This window comes from Limnoglobus sp., assembly GCF_059499385.1.
In genome coordinates this window covers 184609-202705 of record NZ_JCABYM010000106.1, presented here as the reverse complement: position 1 = coordinate 202705, position 18097 = coordinate 184609, and the positions used below count along the sequence as shown (strand labels likewise).

Annotated in this window: 18 protein-coding genes; 2 read left to right on the top strand and 16 right to left on the bottom strand. The window is 64.6% G+C overall.

What is annotated here, in order from left to right:
• Positions 1-130 precede the first annotated feature (130 nt).
• The 9 genes from AC5JJ2_RS18860 to AC5JJ2_RS18820 form a co-directional block, all read right to left on the bottom strand.
• Positions 131-3283 (bottom strand): protein kinase domain-containing protein, encoded by a 3153-nt coding sequence (locus AC5JJ2_RS18860; protein ID WP_495859570.1) that lies wholly within the window; start codon positions 3281-3283, stop codon positions 131-133.
• Positions 3284-3756: 473 nt separating this feature from the next.
• Positions 3757-3933: a hypothetical protein gene (locus AC5JJ2_RS18855; RefSeq protein WP_495859569.1), complete on the bottom strand. Its 177-nt coding sequence runs from the start codon at positions 3931-3933 to the stop codon at positions 3757-3759.
• 307 nt (positions 3934-4240) lie between these two features.
• Positions 4241-4537 (bottom strand): hypothetical protein, encoded by a 297-nt coding sequence (locus AC5JJ2_RS18850; protein WP_495859568.1) that lies wholly within the window; start codon positions 4535-4537, stop codon positions 4241-4243.
• 113 nt (positions 4538-4650) lie between these two features.
• On the bottom strand, positions 4651-4923 hold the full coding sequence (locus AC5JJ2_RS18845; RefSeq protein WP_495859567.1) for a hypothetical protein: 273 nt from the start codon (positions 4921-4923) through the stop codon (positions 4651-4653).
• A gap of 2 nt (positions 4924-4925) precedes the next feature.
• Positions 4926-6590 (bottom strand): TraM recognition domain-containing protein, encoded by a 1665-nt coding sequence (locus AC5JJ2_RS18840; protein WP_495859566.1) that lies wholly within the window; start codon positions 6588-6590, stop codon positions 4926-4928.
• A gap of 65 nt (positions 6591-6655) precedes the next feature.
• Positions 6656-8140 carry a hypothetical protein gene (locus tag AC5JJ2_RS18835; RefSeq protein WP_495859565.1) on the bottom strand — a complete coding sequence of 495 codons (1485 nt, stop codon included), beginning with the start codon at positions 8138-8140 and terminating at the stop codon, positions 6656-6658.
• A 5-nt stretch (positions 8141-8145) separates the two neighbouring features.
• Positions 8146-8847: a hypothetical protein gene (locus AC5JJ2_RS18830; protein ID WP_495859564.1), complete on the bottom strand. Its 702-nt coding sequence runs from the start codon at positions 8845-8847 to the stop codon at positions 8146-8148.
• Positions 8844-9527: a hypothetical protein gene (locus AC5JJ2_RS18825; RefSeq protein ID WP_495859563.1), complete on the bottom strand. Its 684-nt coding sequence runs from the start codon at positions 9525-9527 to the stop codon at positions 8844-8846. Before AC5JJ2_RS18825 ends, AC5JJ2_RS18830 begins: the two co-directional genes overlap by 4 nt.
• Before the next feature lie 539 nt (positions 9528-10066).
• A complete protein-coding gene (locus tag AC5JJ2_RS18820; protein ID WP_495859562.1) occupies positions 10067-10609 on the bottom strand; it encodes a hypothetical protein in 543 nt (180 codons plus the stop codon).
• Positions 10610-10915: 306 nt separating this feature from the next.
• Between AC5JJ2_RS18820 and AC5JJ2_RS18815 the strand changes: the two genes are divergently transcribed.
• Positions 10916-12271: a hypothetical protein gene (locus AC5JJ2_RS18815; protein WP_495859561.1), complete on the top strand. Its 1356-nt coding sequence runs from the start codon at positions 10916-10918 to the stop codon at positions 12269-12271.
• A gap of 103 nt (positions 12272-12374) precedes the next feature.
• Here the strand turns inward: AC5JJ2_RS18815 and AC5JJ2_RS18810 are convergent, their stop codons facing one another.
• The 6 genes from AC5JJ2_RS18810 to AC5JJ2_RS18785 form a co-directional block, all read right to left on the bottom strand.
• Positions 12375-12938: a hypothetical protein gene (locus AC5JJ2_RS18810; protein WP_495859560.1), complete on the bottom strand. Its 564-nt coding sequence runs from the start codon at positions 12936-12938 to the stop codon at positions 12375-12377.
• Between the two features lie 665 nt (positions 12939-13603).
• Positions 13604-13948, bottom strand: a complete 345-nt coding sequence (locus tag AC5JJ2_RS18805; RefSeq protein ID WP_495859559.1) for a hypothetical protein — start codon at positions 13946-13948, stop codon at positions 13604-13606.
• A 248-nt stretch (positions 13949-14196) separates the two neighbouring features.
• Positions 14197-14592 carry a hypothetical protein gene (locus tag AC5JJ2_RS18800; protein ID WP_495859558.1) on the bottom strand — a complete coding sequence of 132 codons (396 nt, stop codon included), beginning with the start codon at positions 14590-14592 and terminating at the stop codon, positions 14197-14199.
• Positions 14593-15059: 467 nt separating this feature from the next.
• Complete coding sequence (locus tag AC5JJ2_RS18795) at positions 15060-15251, bottom strand: hypothetical protein (RefSeq protein WP_495859557.1); 192 nt, start codon at positions 15249-15251, stop codon at positions 15060-15062.
• Positions 15252-15288: 37 nt separating this feature from the next.
• Positions 15289-15669: a DUF6573 family protein gene (locus tag AC5JJ2_RS18790; protein WP_495859556.1), complete on the bottom strand. Its 381-nt coding sequence runs from the start codon at positions 15667-15669 to the stop codon at positions 15289-15291.
• A 65-nt stretch (positions 15670-15734) separates the two neighbouring features.
• Entirely contained in the window at positions 15735-16640 is a 906-nt protein-coding gene (locus AC5JJ2_RS18785) for an ArdC family protein (protein WP_495859555.1), read from the bottom strand.
• 287 nt (positions 16641-16927) lie between these two features.
• Here AC5JJ2_RS18785 and AC5JJ2_RS18780 point away from each other — a divergent pair, with 287 nt between their 5' ends.
• Positions 16928-17779 (top strand): hypothetical protein, encoded by an 852-nt coding sequence (locus AC5JJ2_RS18780; protein WP_495859554.1) that lies wholly within the window; start codon positions 16928-16930, stop codon positions 17777-17779.
• On the opposite strand, the gene AC5JJ2_RS18775 is transcribed toward AC5JJ2_RS18780, so the two are convergent.
• Positions 17776-18012: a helix-turn-helix domain-containing protein gene (locus tag AC5JJ2_RS18775; protein WP_495859553.1), complete on the bottom strand. Its 237-nt coding sequence runs from the start codon at positions 18010-18012 to the stop codon at positions 17776-17778. The two genes, AC5JJ2_RS18780 and AC5JJ2_RS18775, sit on opposite strands and share 4 nt — an antisense overlap.
• Positions 18013-18097 lie beyond the last annotated feature (85 nt).

Sequence of the window (18097 nt, the reverse complement as noted above, 5' to 3'; positions counted from 1 at the left end):
GCGGTCGATGATCTGCTTCACCGGCGACGAGCGCGGGGTGGACCGGCGGCGAAGTCGCGGCACGGTTCCACTGCCGGGCCTGCGCGCGGAACCCGTGGTCCCGGAAACCGGCGCGCGCCGGAGGAAATTGTTACTTCCCGTCGGGCACGGGTTCGCGCGGCGGCGGGGCGGGTTCTCGCCTCGCGGTCAACGACCGGAAGTCGGGCCGGTCGCGGAGCACGGCCAGGTCGTCGTCGGCCGCCATGCGCGCCAGGTCCGAGAACCCGCCCACCTTCGCCCGTCGGAGCAACTCGACCGCGCGGCCGGCGTACTCGTCCCGGCGGGCCGGGTCGGCGGCCGCCGCCAGGGCGACAACACACCCCAAGGCGTACAGCCGGTCGGCCGGGCAGCGCGGGTCGGCGGCGAGATCGTTCGTCTCGGCGACGGCGTCGGCCGACCGGCCGGCCCGTACGCGGGCGTAGGCCCGGAAGGTGCGAATCCTCGGCACCTCGGCCGGGGACGCCAGTTCCAGCGCCCGGTCCCACGCGGGCAGGGCGTCGGCGTGCCGGCCGAGTTTGCCGAGCGCCTCCGCCCGATTCCCGTTCGCGTTCCGCAGGTAGATCCGGACAGTCAGATCGTTGGGGGCGGTCGCGAACGCCGGGGCGAGGGCGTCGGCCGACCGGGTAAAGAGCGCGACGGCCTCGGCGTGGCGGCCGGTGGCGGAGAGCAGCACCCCGAGGTTGCTGAGCAGCCCCGCCACCCGCACGACCGACCCCGGATCGGCGGGCCGGGCGGCCGCCACCTTTTCGGCCGCGTCCAGGGCCGCCCGGTACGCTGCCTCCGCCCGATCGTACCGCCGCAGCCCCCGATGGCACTGGCCGAGGATGCTCTGAATCTCGGCGAACGAAATGAGCGCCGGCACGGACGCCGGGTTCGCCGACAGCGCCGCCTGACGGACCGCGGCTACCGCCTGGAGGAGTGGTTCGGCCTCGGCCGGTCGGTTCAGTTGAACCAACAGTTGGCCGAGGTTACTGTGGTACTTGGCCACATCCTGTCGGTACTCGTCTCTGGTTGGGTGGTCGGCGGCTAGTCGCTCGGCGGTGGCGACGGCGGCCCGAAACGGGGCCTCGGCGGCCGGCAACCGCCCGCCGAGCGCGTGCGCCCGCCCGGTCTCATTTTGTGCCGCGGCCAGCTGCTGCCGGTGGAGGGGGTCCGCGGGGAAGTCAGCGGCGAGCCGCTCGCGGGCGGCCGCTACCATCTGAAAGTCGGCTACCGCGTCCGCCGACCGCCCGAGGGCCAGCCGGACCGCACCGCAGGCGAATACGGCTTCCGCCAGCATCGACCGGGGGATGGCAGCCTCGGGCTGTTCGGCGACGAGCGCCTGAAGCACGGCGACCGCCTTCCCGGCCTCGGCCTCGGCCTCGGCCGCCCGGCCGAACCGGACGAGCACGTTCGCGAAGTTGGACAGGTTTACCCCCCGCTCGATACGGTAGTCGGCCTTGTTTGACGCAGACGCTCCGCTCAGCTCCGAGTCGGCCGAGCGGAAGGCGGCCACCGCGGCGTCCCGTCGGTTGAGGTCGCCCAACGCGCGGGCGAGCAGCGTCCGGGTCTTGGCCCGCCCCCAAGTCGGTTTCGGGTCGTCCGGGGCTTCCGCCACCATCCGGTCCCAGACGGGCAATCCCTCCTGGAGTACGACCTCCGCCTCCGCCGATCGACGGGCGTCGAGCAGGACGATGGCCAAGTTGCCCGCCGACCGACCGAGTAGACTACGGTACTCCAGACGATCCGGGTTCTCCTCCGCTAACCGCCGAAGCTCTTCCCGGCTGATGCGGAATGCTTCCTCCGCGAGGGCCGGTCGGCCGAGTCGATACTCGATCGTCCCAACTTGGAATCGGGCTTTTGCCACCCGCCACCGGGCGGCCTCGTCGTCGGCCTGTTCCTCCGCGAGCGCCCGATACCGGTCGAGCACGGTCGTCAGAAACTTCTGCTGCTCCGGGGTGACTGCCGCCTGACGGATTAGGGCGTCCCGTGCGGTATCAGACGTGACGGCGTCGAGGGCGTCGAGCGCCTGGTCGCGGGCAGCGGCCGCCTTGTCCCGCGCCGTCACGGCGGCCCGACGGGCGCGGTCGGCCCGCACGAGGCCGAACGCCGTCCCGACCACGCCGAGGGCAAGGACGGCGGCCACCGCCCCGGCCCACCGCTGGACGGCCCGCCGCCGGCGGGCCTGCTCGGCCGCCCGGATTTCGGCCGCGTGCCGGTCCCGCTCGGCCCGCTGCGCCCGCTCCTCGGTCGCCAGTCGGAACGCCGCCACGGCCGCCGCCACCTCCCCGCCGTCCGCCGGCCGGTCGGCGGGGTCCGCCGCCAGGCACCGCTTGCACAGCGCGACCAACTCGGGGTCGGCCCCACATTGATCGAGCCGGCCGACCGCGTCGGCCAAGTCTGCTCTGGCGGCCCGCTCGAGCGCCGCCTGCGGCGTTTGCGCGGCGAACGGCGGCTTCCCCGTGAGGATCGCGCACAGGACGCCGCCGAGGCCGAACACGTCGCTCCGCTCGCCCACGCCCGCCACCTCGCCGCGGGCCTGCTCCGGCGGCATGTACGCCGGCGACCCGAGGACGGTCCCGTCCCGCGTGGAATCGAACGTGGTCCCTTCCGCCCCGGCCGGCGTCCACTCCCCGGTCGTGGCCGACCCGTCCGACGCCGTCTCGGAACCGACCGCGGCCGTGGGCGGGGTCGCCGCGGCCGGTTGGCCCCGGCCGCGGGCCAGTACCTTCGCGAGGCCCCAGTCCATGACCTGGACTTCGCCGAACTCCCCGACCATGACGTTCGACGGCTTCAGGTCGCGGTGGACGACCCCCTCGCGGTGGGCGTACCCGACCGCCTGGCAGACCCCCTCGAACACCCCGACCCACCGGCCGCGGTCGCCTGGGCTGTCCTTCAACAGCGCGGCGAGCGTCCGGCCGCGGACGAGCTTCATCGCGAGGAACGAGCGGCCGTCGGCGAACGTGCCGAGGTCGTACACCGGCGGGATGCCGGGGTGCTGGAGTTGGCCGGTGACGTTCGCCTCCTCCAGGAACTGCCGCTCGGCCGCCGATCCGACCAACTGCGGGTGGAGGAGCTTGACGGCGACCTCGCGCTTGAGGACGTTGTCCCACCCGCGGACGACGACGCCCATGCCGCCGCGGGCGATCTCGTCGCGCAGCTGATACCGGTCGGCGGCGTCCACCCCGCCGGCGAGAGAGGAAAGGGCGGCGGACCGTTGCGCTTGCTGCGGGGTGGCGGCCTGGGTACCCGTGGAATCGGACATGGCGGTAACCCTCGGGGTCGCCCGAGGTTACTCGACATCGAGTGGGGCTGCAAGAATTTCCGGGACGATAGAAGGCACACGCCCCGCCGCGCGAACCGAGTTCCGGGAGCGGTCCTGGGCGAGCCTGGACAAAAGAGGGACGACCGGCTTGGAAGGGCACCCTACGTATGAAAAAGGCCCCTGGGTCACCAGGGGCTTTCGAGCAATGCCTCTTTCCATCTTGCAGGAACGGAGAGGGAGGGATTCGAAGCTTCCTTCTCAAGGCTTGCTTCGTATCGTCCTCACGCTGGTTTTGTGCTGAATCGCCGGCAATCACCGCGTTCTCGGCTGGAGCCGCGCTTCGCTCACATTGTAGCCGTGCTGCATTTAGAGGGGCAGTGCTGTCCCCATTTTGTCCCCAAACGTATCTGACGAACCGATGGTGCAGGAACTTGGATGAAGCGAGCCGCTTTCGATTCCGATTCGCCCGAGCGTCACGGGCTCGTGATGACGCCGAAGGGAACGCAGAAGGTTTCCATCAAGTAGTTCTCGGTGACGGCGAGAAGTTCGAGTTGCTCGGAAGTCATCTGGCTCTTTGACGCGCCGGGCTGAACGAGGAACACGCTGAGTACGACGCGTTGCGTGTCGGCCTTTTCGCGGATGCGGAGCAAGTCGTCCTTACCCCCACGCTGATACCGCGTGTACTGCGCGCCCCCACGGGCGGGGCGGTGACTTGCATAGTTGAGGGGCTCGTAGTCGCGCGGGGCAGCCTTTGGTCGGTGTCGAAGGGGATCCTCCCTCACGCAGTGCGGTGACTCCGCAGTCTCTCGCCGCGGTGGCCATAACGGCCAGTTCGTCTACGCATTCAGTCCTAGTATCGCACTTCCGACGCTGCGAAGTCGATGTCGGTAGCGAAGCGATTTTTTTCAGAGGGAAAGAGGTGTGTCGGGCGAAATGAAGTACAAGACCAGTGGGAGCTTACGTGAGCGGGCGGGGTGAACGGGCGTCCGGAAGAAGCCCCTCGTTCCGCACGCGAGTGAGTTCCTCGTGGCTGACGATCCACTCACTCGCAGGCCCCCGACCGCACTTTTTCTTCTCGGCCCGGACGCGGCCGAGTCGGCACCACTCCCTGACGGTGAACTCGGCCCGTCCGAGAAGTGTTGCTAGCTCCGCAGTCGAGTACCACTCCTTTACCGTGCGCTGCTCAACGAGCGCAGAAAGGAGCGTCTCGATCTTCTGTAACCGGACGAGTAGTTCGTCGTTCGGCGGGGTCATAGCTGTCGCCCACTCTCTCCGCCGCTGGCGGCCGTGTTGCTGCGTGGAAAGAAGTTACGTTGGGATCGGCTTAAGGTTCCACAGGCGGAAGGAAGCGGAACTCCGCCTCCGGCTCACAGTCGGGCCAGAGGGAGGAGGTCGGCGAAGGTCGTCCCGTCCCGCCAGAGGATCTCATAGCCCTGCCCGGTCCCGCTCCAGTGCCAGTTCGTCTCATACCGCTCGATGCTCTCCACGAGCGCGAAGAGGCCGAGCTTCTCAAGTCGCTGCTTGAAGCGTTCCGGCTCGGCGTTCGTTCGCACCCGAGACCGGAACCGTGGTGATTCGTTGCCGCCAGTCCTTGAGGCGTCTCGCTCTTCCCAGGTCGTGACTTCACTCGCAAGCGGCAAGGTCACTCCTCCGCGAGTGGATCAGAGGGCTTCCCGCGGATCGAGTTACGAAGTGCCTTCAGGCGCGCGGCGATGGCCTGGTCCACTGAGGGAGGCGGTGACTGAACAGGAAGTGGCTTGTTCGTGAGTGGGGCGTGCCGTGGGACTTTACGACCAGACTCCACCGTGATGCAGAGTGGGTGTTCCGCTGGGATCGGCGTCTCGTTGCGCTGGTTGTACTCGTCTTTGGTGATCGGGAATTCGCACTCGATTTCGACCCACTTCCCGGCATACTGGGTGAGGCCGCCGTCACTGCGGGAGCGAGCAAACGCCCGGAGCGGGTGGGCGCTGACGGCGAGAATCTGTTGCGCCGTCAGCACGGGCCGATACGTTTCTCCGACCGTAGCGAGCGGCGGCTCGAACTCGCCCCGCGGGTGAGCCAGGCGTGGTGAGAAGGCGTCGTCGTCGTTTTCCTTGAATCCGGGGTGGAGCCGTTGTGTGTAGGAGAGAGTCGGCACGCGCTCCTCGCCGCCGTACGCGATCATGCTCTGTAGTGCCGCAAGCGAGCTCGCCTCGAAGTTCAGCTTGAACGTGGTCGAACCTTCGACGACGCTCGCGATGTCCCAGTGTGCGGTCCGGAGTTGATCGACAGATTGGTGGGAGAGGATCAGGTGCACGCCCATCGATCGGGCCATTTCGAGGAGGATCTTGGTGTGCTGGCTGAGCACCTGCTGGGCCTCGTCAACGATCAGGTAGACCGGTACCAGTTTGCGAGTACGACTGACCGTCTTGGCCGCCTGCACCACGCCGAACATGGCGTGCCTCATCACGCTCTTCGCCGTGATCCTCTCCTCCAACGAAGGCAGATTGAAGTAAACCACCTGTTTCCTGGTGACGACATCAGCGAGATCGATCCCGTTCCGTAGAACTTCCGGACGCGCGGCCGGCCGGGATGACTCGCTGATGTTGAGCGGCGCTATCGCGGCGAGTTGCCGCAGCACCATTCGGAGGTGCCGCGCGCTATCCATGTCGGTGTTCGTAGCGATGTAACTGCCAGGCTCTTCGGCGTACCGCAAGAAGTCGGCGTAAGAGCGGATGTCAGGGAACCTCTCGAAAAAGGCGGTTATGATTTCGAGATGTCCAGCCGTGTACCAGCTTGCACCGTACTCGTCGCCGTGATCGAGACTCAATGATGCAAGCTCGCTCTGCGCGCTCGCATTCAAGGTGCGATCCTGGTCATAGGTCTGGGTGAGCGGATTGAAGGAGAAGCTCGCGCACCCCGGCTCGATGGTGAACCATCGAAACGGAAGCCCGGTTCGTGCGGCCTCGATGAATGAACTCCAGAAAAGGGAGCGGTCTCCCTTGGCATCAAGGACTACGACCGACGCATCACCCCGGGCGATGAGTTGAAGGGCGAGCGGCGTGAGACAGAGCGCTGTCTTCCCCGTCCCGCTGCCGCCGATTATGTGGCCGTGCGACGCGAGCAGTTCCAGAGCTAGCAGCCATGGGATGCCGTCGCGGACCGTCCTGCCGATGTAGAGGTGCGGGTCACGGAGGCCGTTTAACAGCCGCTCGACCTTTACGTCCCACGGCGTCGGCGGGCGGCCACCGTCGTGGAGTTGATGCAGGATGGCTCGGAGGCGTTCGGGGTGGATTGCCAGGGCCGCTTCGATTTCTCTACTGGTCATGTCGGGCTCCTTGAAGAGGTTGTGAGTGAAGCAGGAAACAGAGAACAAGCTTGGCGCGGGCGATGTCACTTGGCCGGTTCGCTGCTGGGGAGAGCCTCGTAGCGGTGGTGGTAGCGCGGGAGCGCCAACATCCCGAGCGTGAAGACCATCGCGTAGACGAGTGAGGGCGGGAACAGAAGAAGGATCAAAACACAGACGACGAAGGCCCCGGCGGACGAGGAGCCGGACTCTACCTCTGCGGGCGGCTGGACCCGCTCCGGGCCGGGGTTCGCGGCTGAAACGGCTGGGACGCTGTCACGATCGGAGTGCCATCTCTCGTACGGTGAGAGCCTATCTGGGGCGGAGAGCGGACGTGGGTAGCTCACCCCATGCGCTGGCGGTGCGACGGCGACTGCTTTGGGAGAGTGTGCCGCGCCGTCGGGCTTCCTGACGGAAACCAGGAGGGCGGTCGTCGAGGTCGAGAGCACGAGGCCGGTAAGAGCGAGCCTCACCCCCAGCGGCCTCAACCACTTCGCGCCGATCCGGTAAGAGAGCGGGTGCGTCGTGTTGGGGTAGGTCAGGAACACGACCAGAGCGTCCCAGGGGAGCCGGTAAGACACGCCCTTCTGGCGTGGCAAGCGGAGCGAACCCAGTGTGGCGTTCATGCCGAACAGGCCGAGAGAGAAGAACACCACACACCAGAGCCGAACGACGGCGGTGCCGTCGAGGAGCCCTCCTGAGAGCGCCGAGGGATCGGTCCACGGTGCCCGCTGTGGCGGCCAAATGACGAGAACGACAAAGAGCCCGTAGGAAAACCCAGTCACGAGGCCGCTTGCGAGCACGCGGACGCGGTGCCTGTCGCTTTCCGGTTTCGTCGCATCCGGCGTGTCCTCGTCCAGGCCCCGGGCCGGGTTCGCCCGCATCCAGGCCACGTGCTCGGCGACGACGAGGGCGGCGTAACCGCCCGCGAGCGTGAAGGCGAGAACGACGGCTGCTGACCGATCAAGCACCTGGCTCACCGCGACCAGTGCGAGTGCAACGAGGAGCCCCGCGGCCGCGAGGGCGAGGTCCCGGACCGGAATTTTCAGGGTGAGAGTCTGGTAGGCGGCGGCGAGCGGTTGGTAGAGGTTCCCCAAGACGGAGACCACGGCGATGACGATGAAGAACGTGCCGAAGAACTCGAAGCCGACCGCGTCCCTCTTCCAGGGTGAATCGCCGGCGAGGTAGAGGAGGCCGGCTCCGACCAGCACCAAGACGAGGAGAAGCGGGAGTTTCTGGAGAAGCTCTTCGAGGCCGAGCCGCTTTGCTACGGCGACTGCGGTGAGGGCGGCCGCGAGAGCGAGTGTGAGCAGGGCGGCGAGAACAAGCGAGCGGGCCGCGAGGAAGTACACCCCGACCTGTAACGGGAGGAAGATCAGCGTGTAGGCGACGAGCAGCCGGAGCACCAGCATTCTCGCGTCGGGCAGCGCGAGGCCTTCCCGCCAGAGCGCATAGGCGGCACGGAAGGCAGACGGGTTGATTGCGTCTTTGACGAGATGCGTCTTCTTGCGGGCAGACCATTCTCGGGCCATGGAGCTTACCTCCGGTTCACGAGGAAGAGTGATTCGAGTTCGGGGTGGGCCTCGACGGTCACGGCGACGGACCGGAGGGGCTTCCGGGCGAACGCGGCAGCCAGGTTCGCACGTTTGCCCTCGGTGGCGGTGAGCACAGAGACCGACAGGCCGCCGTTTAGAACGAGCTGGCGGAGAGCGGGTCGGTCCGTATCCATCATCCGGCCGATGCGCTGGCGGACTTTCTGGACGAGGCGGGAGCTCCGCTTGTCGTGATCGACGACGAAGAGACCCAGGCGGAACGGCACGACAGTCTCGTCAACGAAGAAGTTCTTCACCGACTGGCCCGGCTCGCAGAGGTCCGGGAACTCGGCGCGGAACTCGTCCTCGGTAATGACCCCGCACCCCCGCCGCGTGCAGGCGAGTAGGACCGCGTAGTGTTCGAGAAGAGCTTGTATGCCGAGCGCCCGAGTGGACCGGCGGAGTCCGAAGGCCGCTACAGCCTTGCTCCCCAGAACGAAGTACGGTTCGCCCTCGGGAAGCACGTGCCTGACGAGCCAGCCCCGCTCGACGAGTCGCGCGAGGAACTTTCGTGCTGCGTCGAGAGAAAGAGTTGGGCAGATTACCCGGCGCACAACGTCAGGCGTCGCGAGCCAGTGTCGGCAGACATGGTCAGCCGCAAGCTGCGCGTGTTCGGACAGGTTCGTGTACTCGTCTGCGGCGGTCATTTCCCACCCCCTTCAGGAACGGTCCACATCTCGTAAGGCAAGCCACGTTCTGAGCAATCTTTGTGAATCTCGCGGAGGCGCTCGCCATTCGAGGCGGCGTAGGATGCGCCTGCGATTTCAAGAGCTAGGGCGGGCGTTGAAGAGGAATCGACTATCAGGCAGTCAACTACCTTCTGCCCGTACCCGCGGGAATCGGCGACAACCTCTTCCGCAACCCAACCGCTCGCGAGTGTCGGAGCCGTGTGATGGAGTTGGGCAAAAAGTTGCCCGAGCAAGATCGCGTGAGGAATTGCCGAGGTCGATCGGAGTGGGTTCTGAACAGTTCGCCCGTAGCGGTTCGCGGCAGTTGCCGTCGCGGTGTAGAAGACCGTTCGGCGCGTTTCGAGCGACTGCCACCGTCGAGACAGTTGCCACGCGAGCGCACCGAAGTCAGGCTCCGGCATCCCGGGAACCCAGTGGTAGAACAGTTCGACTCGCGGTGCTGCTTGGACCGGCAGTGAGTAGCGGGCGAGAAGACCTGCCTCGCGGAGTTGCCAGAGGCGGCGGCTCATGTTGTCGCGGCTGGAGTCCGTGTCCTGCCACCACAGCGCGAGGGCTGCCTCCGAGAGAATGGGGACCTTGTGCAGAACCGCGAGGAGGATCGCGCGGTCGCGGTCGGTGATGGAGAACGATCTCTTCATTGCGGTGGCTCCTGGAATTTGCCGGGCCGCGCCCGACTTAATCTGGAAGTGCTCCGGGAGAGTTCGGAGCTGCGAGCTCGCGTGCAGCGGGCGTGTCGTCAGCGGAGGTGATCGGGTCGTCAGTATCCGGCCACCAAAGCGCGAGGACTGACTCTGAATGAGCAGGCACTTTGTGCAGGAGCGCGGGAACGATCTCGCGATCACGGGCGGTGAGAGAAATCTTGTTGTTCATTGCGGTGGCTCCTGGTGCTTTCTCGGACGGCCTGGGCCTCTCCTGACCTGGTCTGTCGCCTCTCCGGTGCCGCTCGGCGTCGGGCCGGTAAGTTGCGGTGGTGTCGGTGGACTCAGCTCTCCGGTTCCTGCCACTGCGGTCGGGTCGAGCGTGCGGGCGAGAGCGAGGAGCGCGAGCGTGGCTTGCTCGTTGGTCATGCCGGAGGGGTTAGCTCCGGACACGAGGGCGTCGTGAACACCGGCTTGGATCGCTTCAAAGGTCTTTCGGCGGAAGTAGGCCCAGAGCCAGTTCATCGAGACCTCCGGAGTCAGTGGTTGGTGAGGATGGGTTTCAGGAGTTCACGAACGCGCGGGGCAACTTCGTAAGGCATCCCCCGCTCTCGCGCTTCCTTTGCCTCCAGAATTTCGCACTGTGCCTCGGCGAGAAGTCGTCGGTACTCCGCGGCGAGGCGAAGGAGGTGATCGCGCCGGTCGGACGCTGCGCCCGCGAGCCGGGAGTGGCCTCGGGCTGTCGCTAGATGCCACTCCAGAAACTCGACGTCGGAACTGTCCTTGTTCTCGTCCGCGAGCTTCCGGTAATGGGCGGCCTCCTGGCGGTGCTCTCGCCAGTCCTTCAATTGCCGAGGGGCTTCGGCTTCGATCGCGTTTACGACGGCCCCGGCTTTGCGAAGGTCCGATTCGGCCCGCTCGAGGTCGGTCGGCCCGAAGAAGTGGGCGACGAGGCCGACGGCCGCCGCGGCGAGTCCGGCGAGGGCGATCGGGACGACGACCGCCCGGTTCTGCCACGTCCATCGGTCCAGGTAGCGGAGCCAGGCGACGAGGTCTGGATCGGAACGGTTCGACGAGCACATGCGTTGCCTCCTTGAAGGGGTCTCGCGGCCGATAGGCGCGTGGACGCCCCGACACGCCGGTTGGCGCGATCGCGAGTCGAGAGCCACCTTGCTGGGTAGCCCTACGCGGATCGGGCGGAGTTCATTGAGTGGCGGGAGAATCGCCGGCCACGAGGTCAGCATTGTCCCAACGCGGGCGCAGTTCAAGTAAATGGCTGTTTTCGGCGTTGCGCGGACATGCGCGGACTCGGCGCTGACGCTTCATTCGCGTTGAGGGCGCGGGTAGGATGGGCTGACCGACCAGGTGACTTACCGGAGTGGCACGCCATGACCGCGAGCCAGCAGTCGAAGAGCAGGCGATCTATCGTTCAAGGGGAGCGGGCACCACTTCACTTGGAGCGGCTCCTCGACCTACTGCGTAGGTTTGACTACGCCCCGAACAAATCTGGGCTTCAAGAGGCGATCACACACTGGAAGCGCCGCGGCGGGCGGTTGAAGAGCCCGCACACCGTGACAAAGTTATTCCGGACCGACAAGCGGGTAGCCGAGGACACGCGGAGAGACCTGTGCGAAATGTTCCTTGCCCTCGCTCGGGGGCACGAGAGCCAGCTTGAGATCGCTGAAGTGCTGCCCAAGCTCAAACCCGACTACTTCATTCTCCGGCACGAGGCCGACGAACTCCATTCGCGAGTGGACGAGCATCTCGAAACCCTGACGCGCGGCTTGGCTCGAAATTACTACGTCGTTCCGGGAGACGGGTGGGGAATCTGCGAATCACTCACGCGCGCACGCCGGCTGCTGCACGACCTAGCAGGGCACCTCGATCGCGGGAGTAGCGACAAACAGCGGCTCCGCGTCGCGAGCCTCGCCCACGCTTGGCTTGAGGCCGCGCATCTGGCGGGGACGGAATCGCCTGTGAACATGAAGGCGGTTCACACGATTGGGAAGCGAGCGCTGGGCCGGGCGGACGAGAGCGGCAAGACAGCGGTGCTCCTCGGTCTGCTCGGGCACTCTTCGCCCGTGGATGCTTCGGCGCGACGAGCCGTGAGCGGTGTGACGTGGCACCAGCCGTCGGACGCTTTCGACGACGAGAAGATCGAACTCAGCCTCCTGAAGCACGTCCGCGCGAGGGCTGATTACCTATTCGGGGTCCGCGGTAGAGAGGACGGCTTCTCGGTGCGCCAGATCGTTCTCGGCGCTCGGCTCAAACTCTGTAGCAATCTGGAATCAAGAACGAACGATGCCCAAAATGACCTGTCGAGGGCAAAGGAACTCTTGAGCGGTACGAACGACCGGACGCACGCGTACTACTACCTCGCAAGCCACTACTCACATTCCCGCCGCCTTGCGGGCATGTCTACCAAGTCTGGACTGCGGCGGAAACAACTCGATGACATTCGCCTCGCCCGGCACCACTACGCCGCCCAGTTCCGCTCCGAGCCGAACCTCTACACCGCCGCCTGTGACATCCGGCTTGCGGAGTTATCGCCCTCTTCGGTCACTCGTGAGGAACTGATCGAAGCCGTCACGACGATACTCGGGATGCCGTTCGATCGGTGCTGCGTCGCGGACCTCTCCGGCGTGTTTGACGGCAGATCGTCGATTTACAAGAGAATTGCATATGACGAAGAATCATTCCGGCAGCGGGCCGACCGGCAGAGGCGTGTGCGCCGTTCGAATTGAAAACCGAAGCGGTAAGTCGGTGTCGCGTGCGTGCTCAGAAAAAATCCGAAGCCGGGTTCAGGGCGGTGGCGTCCTGAACCCGGCGGTAACCAACCGTTCTCCATCAGACGACTCGTCCCGCGGCGATTCCTACAGCCCAGTAGCGTCCCTCTGCCTCGCTGATACTCAGTTCCACCACGGGAAGCGGCCAGAACTCCGGGTAGACCTCCTTGTCACCGACGAAGGTGTCGATCCATTCCTGGATGTGGACCAGGATGTCCCAGATGATGAACATCCTGCCTTCGTTAACGTTGATCGCGTCGTTCTCCCACGCGTCTTCGAGCCACTGTTGCGGCCTTCCCTCGTAGAACGGGTGTCCGTTGTCATGGAGGAAGCGGATGACCTCATCTCGCAACGGGTTCCACCACACACGACGCCACCGTTCCCGTTTTCTGTCGCGCGCGATCGTCCGCTCCCACTTCAACGCCCATTGGTCGTAGCGAGACGGCTTGACGATGGGGCGCTTCGGATCGAACGGAACGGGCGGAACGAGCGGGACACAGTCGGCGGGCCGCGGGTGCTTCGAGAACGCCTCGAAGAGCCGCTCAACGAGCGCCCGCTCTTGGCTACCCATCTCGTCCAAAGCGTACAGCACCGCCTCCGACTCGTTCTCGTAAAAGCGCGGCATACACGGCCCCAGGTGATCGGCCGGATGGAGCAGGTCTAAACCTCCTCAAAAACATCCAGTCGGGACCGCGGACACCACGGGTGTGGTACCTCCGGTCCCGACTGGTCGTTGGGCACGCACACGGGGGTTAATTACCACGAATCCTGGGAAATTGATAATCTTGCCCGCGACGCTGAGAGCCGAAGGGAGCTCACCGAGTTGTGTCGGAAAAGAGTAGCGACAGAGGGTCGGCGGCCGTAGCTCGACAGGTCTCGCGCTTCGACTCCGTGCAGGCTATAGTGGATGTCTTCACGTTCACTTGTGCGCGGGATCCTGAATCGGCTCCCGCCGCCCCCGGTCGGCAAATACTTGCCGGCCGGGTTTTTCGTTTCGAGTCCCGCGAACAATCGAAAAGCCGACACGCGGCCCAGCCCACCTCGGCGAGTCGTCGAGAAAAATCGGACTGCACGCGGAGTTGACCTGCCGACCTTCTGTAAGCACCGAGCCGAGCTGGAGAGCTCTAGCTCTTGCCCCGAAAGGGCTTACCGAAGAGGAGCGGTAGCGAGGTCTGTCCGGCTGGCAGTGTCCCGCCCGGACACGCTTGCGGGCCGGAAAACCGACGTGGTAATGCGACTTGGGATTAGAAAAGTGCAGAAGCCCGGCTGGGGCCGAGCTTCTGCGGGGATCTAAAAAAGTGTCCTAATCACCCGGCGGAGGATACCTCCTTCGAGGTGTCGCTTCGCCTTCTTATCAACCTTCTGGGCATCCTGAAGGCACTTGATGGCATTCGGGATTTGGTCTGTGGGTAGCCACTGTGGCACCTCGGGGCGATATCCCCGGTTCGCCATGAGGAACCGATAGCTGTTCCGGATGGGGCACTTCTCAACGTAGAGGACGACGCGCACGGCTCCGCGTTCGATCTTGTCCGTCCACGCGGGGGGCTTCGCCTCTGGCGGGAGTAAATACCCCACCCCCACCGACGTCACGACTACCTTCTGCGCTTCCTGTTGCCCTTTGCTGTGTTGTCTCATTGCAGTGTCTCCAACTTGTTCATTGCAGCGAATCCAAAAACCTCCTTCCGGCTGCTAGCGAATCCAGCCCTCCGTCCACGGCCACCGGGACCACCCCGGCGGAAGTCTACTGACCGTGAAAGCAGGACCTGGAACTTCGCCCGAGAGACAACCCGGGCCTTGGGTGTCGGGACGCGCCCTGCCGGGCGACGACAAAGGGAGGCCCAGACAGATGTCTGGGCCTCGGGGAACCATTCGTTGCAATGTGGTCAATGACGCGAAAGAAAGACTTCCCCCGGCCAGACCACTACGATCCTCGGTGAGCCGTACGAGTCGATGCCTGCAACCGCGTGAAGGTCTACGAGGTCCGGCCAACGCTTGGCAGGCAGGTCTAATGAGCGCTCGAAGTCAGTTACGTACTTTCCGACCTGGAAGCCGAACGCAGCCAGCAAACCAGTTTCAGGAGTGGCGAGCTGCCTGACCCCGTCCCAGAAGAAGCAAAGGAGATCCCAGAGACGACTCGTCTCGCTCTCCCCTTCGAGTCCTGCCGGTACCTTCACGCACTCGTCCCACACTCGCTGCGTTACCGCGACTTCCCATCCCGGAAAGTGCATAACCATTTCTCGTGCGCTGTCTGTCACGTCGATCAACTTAATCGTTTCCATCTTCCGTTGCCTTTTTCTTGGTTAGTAATCACCTCCTTTGAACCGGCGGGTGTCACGTTCACCGGCCGCGCCCCCCAAAATGGGAGCGCGGAAGCTGAACCGTGCTGAGCCGCGCACGCGAACTGAGGGCGACGAAAAGAAACGCTGCTGCCGTCGTCGATTTTTGGAACGCTGTTCGTGCCGACGACGGGGCACGGCGCACCCGGTCTTTTTGTGACCGTCTCCTGGGTGCCTAAGGAGAGGATGTGTCAAAGGGGCGATGCCCCTTATCGAGGGTGATTGTACGCCGCGAGAAATGCGGCAAGTGATGTCGGCGGCCTCGTTTTCAAGGCTTTTCGAGTGTGCAACGCAGTCCCGATGTGAACCACACGCTGTTGCCAACTGAGTGGCGCGAGTTTTTTCCGAGCATCGGCGGCGCTCCGAAGGAGCACCACGTGTCCTGTCGGTAGAGAGCGGCGGGTGACGGCTTACTCGTCCCCCGCCACCTCCGCCTCGAAGTGCATCGCGGCGATGCGCCGTACCTCGTCGAAGTCCTCCCCGTTTTGGTCGCACCAGTGCATGGCGTCCGCGATTAGATCGATCAGATTCGTGTATTCATCCTCGGGGTAGCGAGGCAGGAGTGCCGCGAATCGTTTTGCTCGGTCGTCGTTCGTAAACATCGTGTTTCCTCCATTCTCGCTCTGATTCGACTCCGGGTCAGTCTTCGTCGGGAAGCATCACGGTGATGCACGGGGATAGGTCGTCGTCCGGCCCGCAGAGGGCTTTGAGGCGGACCGGCTTCGGCGTCGTGTCGTCGTTAAAGACGAGCACGTCAAAATACCGGACACTTCCGTCTCCGCTCCGCGCGCGGCAGGCGTGGCCGAGCATTGTGAGCACGTCCCAAAGTCGGCCGGTTTCGTCCTGACCGGTAACGCCGGTGGGAACCGCCACGCACGTCGCCCAGACGGCAGAGGTGAGCGCGACCGGAAAGCGAAACCCGGCTTCTTTCGCCGTCTGCGTTGCGTCGATTAAACCCCCGTCCTCGATGGCCTCGCGGCGGGAATACGAATGGATCAGATAGCTGTCGTCGGTGGTCATTTTGATTTCTCCCAGAAAAGTGCCCGACCGCGTTCCTTATTGCGCTCGGGCGGTTGGTGCGGTGGTCAGGCTGCTTGTTTGATTGCTTGCGGTTGGAGGCTGTGCAGGTAGTCCGCGGCCCGTTGGGCGTAGGACGCCGCCTGGAAAATGGCTCGCTTGTCGTTCCGGAGAACTTGCAACCAGTTCCCGATGTAGTCCGCGTGATCAGGCCGGGGGGTGAGGTTTATCCCGAGATCCGCGCAGAGGAACGCCGCACCGAGTTCGGCAACGAGTTCTTCCCGTGCATAGGTTTGCGGGGTGTAAGCCGACTTCGGAAAGATCCGCGGGCTCCGCTTCGGGTGCCCGGTCCAGTGGGTGAGTTCGTGGGCGAGCGTCGAGTAGTATCGGTCCGCGTGTTCGAACGCCCGGAACGGCGGCATGTAGATGGTGTCTTCGAGCACGCTGTAGCGAGCGGATTCTCTGTCCTCGCGAATCGCAGCACCGGTGTTTGCGAAAAACTCGACGGCCGCTTTGTTCGGCTCGTGCTCGAACCCGTCCACGTCGGGACTTGCCTTCTCGGAGAACTTCGCGGGCAGGTTTTCGATTTGGTCGGCGTTAAAGACCGCGTAGGCCTTAAGAAACGGTATTCGCTTTTCTTCCGGCTCCCGTGCGTCGTCGTCTTCGGTCTTCTGGTAGAGGTTTGCGTAAAGGACCGGGGTTGATTTCTCTCCCCTTCGCACCTGCCCGCCGAGATCCTGCGCCTGACGGTAGGTGAACCAGTGCGGACTTTTGTAACCGGCTAAGTCGGCGGCTCGCCACAGACAGAGGACGTTAATTCCCCGGTAGGCCTCGCCGGTACTCCGGAGTGGTCGGCAGGCATTTTTCGCCCCGCTCACCCAGGGTTTCACCCAGGGGCGGATGCCCTTTTCGAGATCGGCAATTATCGCTTTCGTAATTTCAGTGCAGCAGTCCTTTCGGTTTGTCGTGGTCATGTGCGTTCGCGCTCCAGTGGTCCCGGCGGAATTACCGGGGAGTGTCTCGAACCCCGCTCCCCTCCCCGGAAAATGTTTCCGGAAGGAGGGGCGGTTCATGCCCTCCCGGTGGCGAACCGCCCCTCCTCCCGGAAACGATTTCGATTTCGAGGCGGCCGCAGGCGGACCTCGGCCGGTGGGGTTTGGGCGGGCGAAGCCGGGACGGGTACAAGGTGGAGAGGGAGCGAAGCGACCGGACCTTGACGCGGCCCGGAGCAGCGAACAGGTGGGGCCGGGGGCCGACGGAGGTGGCCGAGTCAACCAGCGGGGAGGCCGAGGAGAGAAGCGGAGCGGCCGAGTGGAGGTTGGGCATTAATTCAGACGAGAAGGTCTCGGCTGGGACTATCCGACGGCCGGGAAGGCCGTCAGTTCTCGGCGGCGCTGAGGTGTTCGGGCCGCTAATTCGACCTGGGCTCGCCGATTCGTATGGGAGCTTCCGGAATCGCCACGTGTTCGAGAAAAACCGTCTTGGCCCGAAGGCGGAATTTCCAAAGGCGGTAGGAGACGGGGTCGGACTTGGGAGTTGCAGACTGCTTTACCCCTCCGAGCGAAAGGTGGTAGCAGTCCGCGACGTGGCTTCAGAAGAGAGTTCGCTCAACAACTTCGGGCTGGTCATCGCCTACGTGTTGCCAGGTTTTACGGCACTCCAGGGCTTTCCACTTCTCGCGCCCGGACAGGCCGCCTGGGGAACCGGCGGAGATCCGAACCCTCCCCTCACCGCTTTTCTCTCCGGCACGGTGATGGCGCTCGCCGCGGGACTGACCGTGAGCGCGGTGCGATGGTTCGTCATCGATCGGCTGCACCACTGGACCGGGCTTCGTAAGTCGGAGCGGGATTTCGCCCGCCTGGAGAAGAACGTCGCCGCGTTCGAATTCCTCGTCCTCGTCCACTACCGCTATTACAAGTTCTACGCGAACATGGTCGTCGCCCTGGTCTGGTCCTACGCAACCCGGGATTATCTCCTCGGGTGGCGCGGGGCGCTTGATCTCCCGCTCGTGCTTCTCTTCTTCCTCGCCTCCCGCGACTCGCTCCGGAAGTATTACGAGCGGACCGGAGAACTCCTCGGGCGGCCCGTGGAGCCGCTCGTCGTTTCCGACTAGCTTTTCTTCTTTGGTTGTTTGGCGTCTTCGGGCATCAGGTCTCGCATGGAGACGCCGAGCGCGACTGCGAGCCGCTCGATGTTCTCGATCGAGATGTTCCGCTTCCCCCGCTCGACGCTTGAGACGTAAGTGCGGTGAAGCGTGGCAAGCTCGGCGAGTCTCTCCTGGGAGATCCCTGCTTCCTCGCGCACCTCCCTGAGTCGTTTTCCGAATCGAACCGCAACGTCAGACAAGCCGTGTCGCCCTCGCCAGGGTCAGAAGATCGGTCGGTTGATCTTTGACCCGACTCTAGGCGGTGCATACCATAGGTCTACATCC

Bases quoted from the DNA above. Each gene is read 5' to 3' on its own strand.
- AC5JJ2_RS18860 (WP_495859570.1), bottom strand. From the start codon at position 3,283: ATGTCCGATTCCACGGGTACCCAGGCCGCCACCCCGCAGCAAGCGCAA.
- AC5JJ2_RS18850 (WP_495859568.1), bottom strand. From the start codon at position 4,537: ATGACCCCGCCGAACGACGAACTACTCGTCCGGTTACAGAAGATCGAG.
- AC5JJ2_RS18840 (WP_495859566.1), bottom strand. From the start codon at position 6,590: ATGACCAGTAGAGAAATCGAAGCGGCCCTGGCAATCCACCCCGAACGC.
- AC5JJ2_RS18835 (WP_495859565.1), bottom strand. From the start codon at position 8,140: ATGGCCCGAGAATGGTCTGCCCGCAAGAAGACGCATCTCGTCAAAGAC.
- AC5JJ2_RS18830 (WP_495859564.1), bottom strand. From the start codon at position 8,847: ATGACCGCCGCAGACGAGTACACGAACCTGTCCGAACACGCGCAGCTT.
- AC5JJ2_RS18825 (WP_495859563.1), bottom strand. From the start codon at position 9,527: ATGAAGAGATCGTTCTCCATCACCGACCGCGACCGCGCGATCCTCCTC.
- AC5JJ2_RS18820 (WP_495859562.1), bottom strand. From the start codon at position 10,609: ATGTGCTCGTCGAACCGTTCCGATCCAGACCTCGTCGCCTGGCTCCGC.
- AC5JJ2_RS18815 (WP_495859561.1), top strand. From the start codon at position 10,916: ATGACCGCGAGCCAGCAGTCGAAGAGCAGGCGATCTATCGTTCAAGGG.
- AC5JJ2_RS18810 (WP_495859560.1), bottom strand. From the start codon at position 12,938: ATGCCGCGCTTTTACGAGAACGAGTCGGAGGCGGTGCTGTACGCTTTG.
- AC5JJ2_RS18805 (WP_495859559.1), bottom strand. From the start codon at position 13,948: ATGAGACAACACAGCAAAGGGCAACAGGAAGCGCAGAAGGTAGTCGTG.
- AC5JJ2_RS18800 (WP_495859558.1), bottom strand. From the start codon at position 14,592: ATGGAAACGATTAAGTTGATCGACGTGACAGACAGCGCACGAGAAATG.
- AC5JJ2_RS18795 (WP_495859557.1), bottom strand. From the start codon at position 15,251: ATGTTTACGAACGACGACCGAGCAAAACGATTCGCGGCACTCCTGCCT.
- AC5JJ2_RS18790 (WP_495859556.1), bottom strand. From the start codon at position 15,669: ATGACCACCGACGACAGCTATCTGATCCATTCGTATTCCCGCCGCGAG.
- AC5JJ2_RS18785 (WP_495859555.1), bottom strand. From the start codon at position 16,640: ATGACCACGACAAACCGAAAGGACTGCTGCACTGAAATTACGAAAGCG.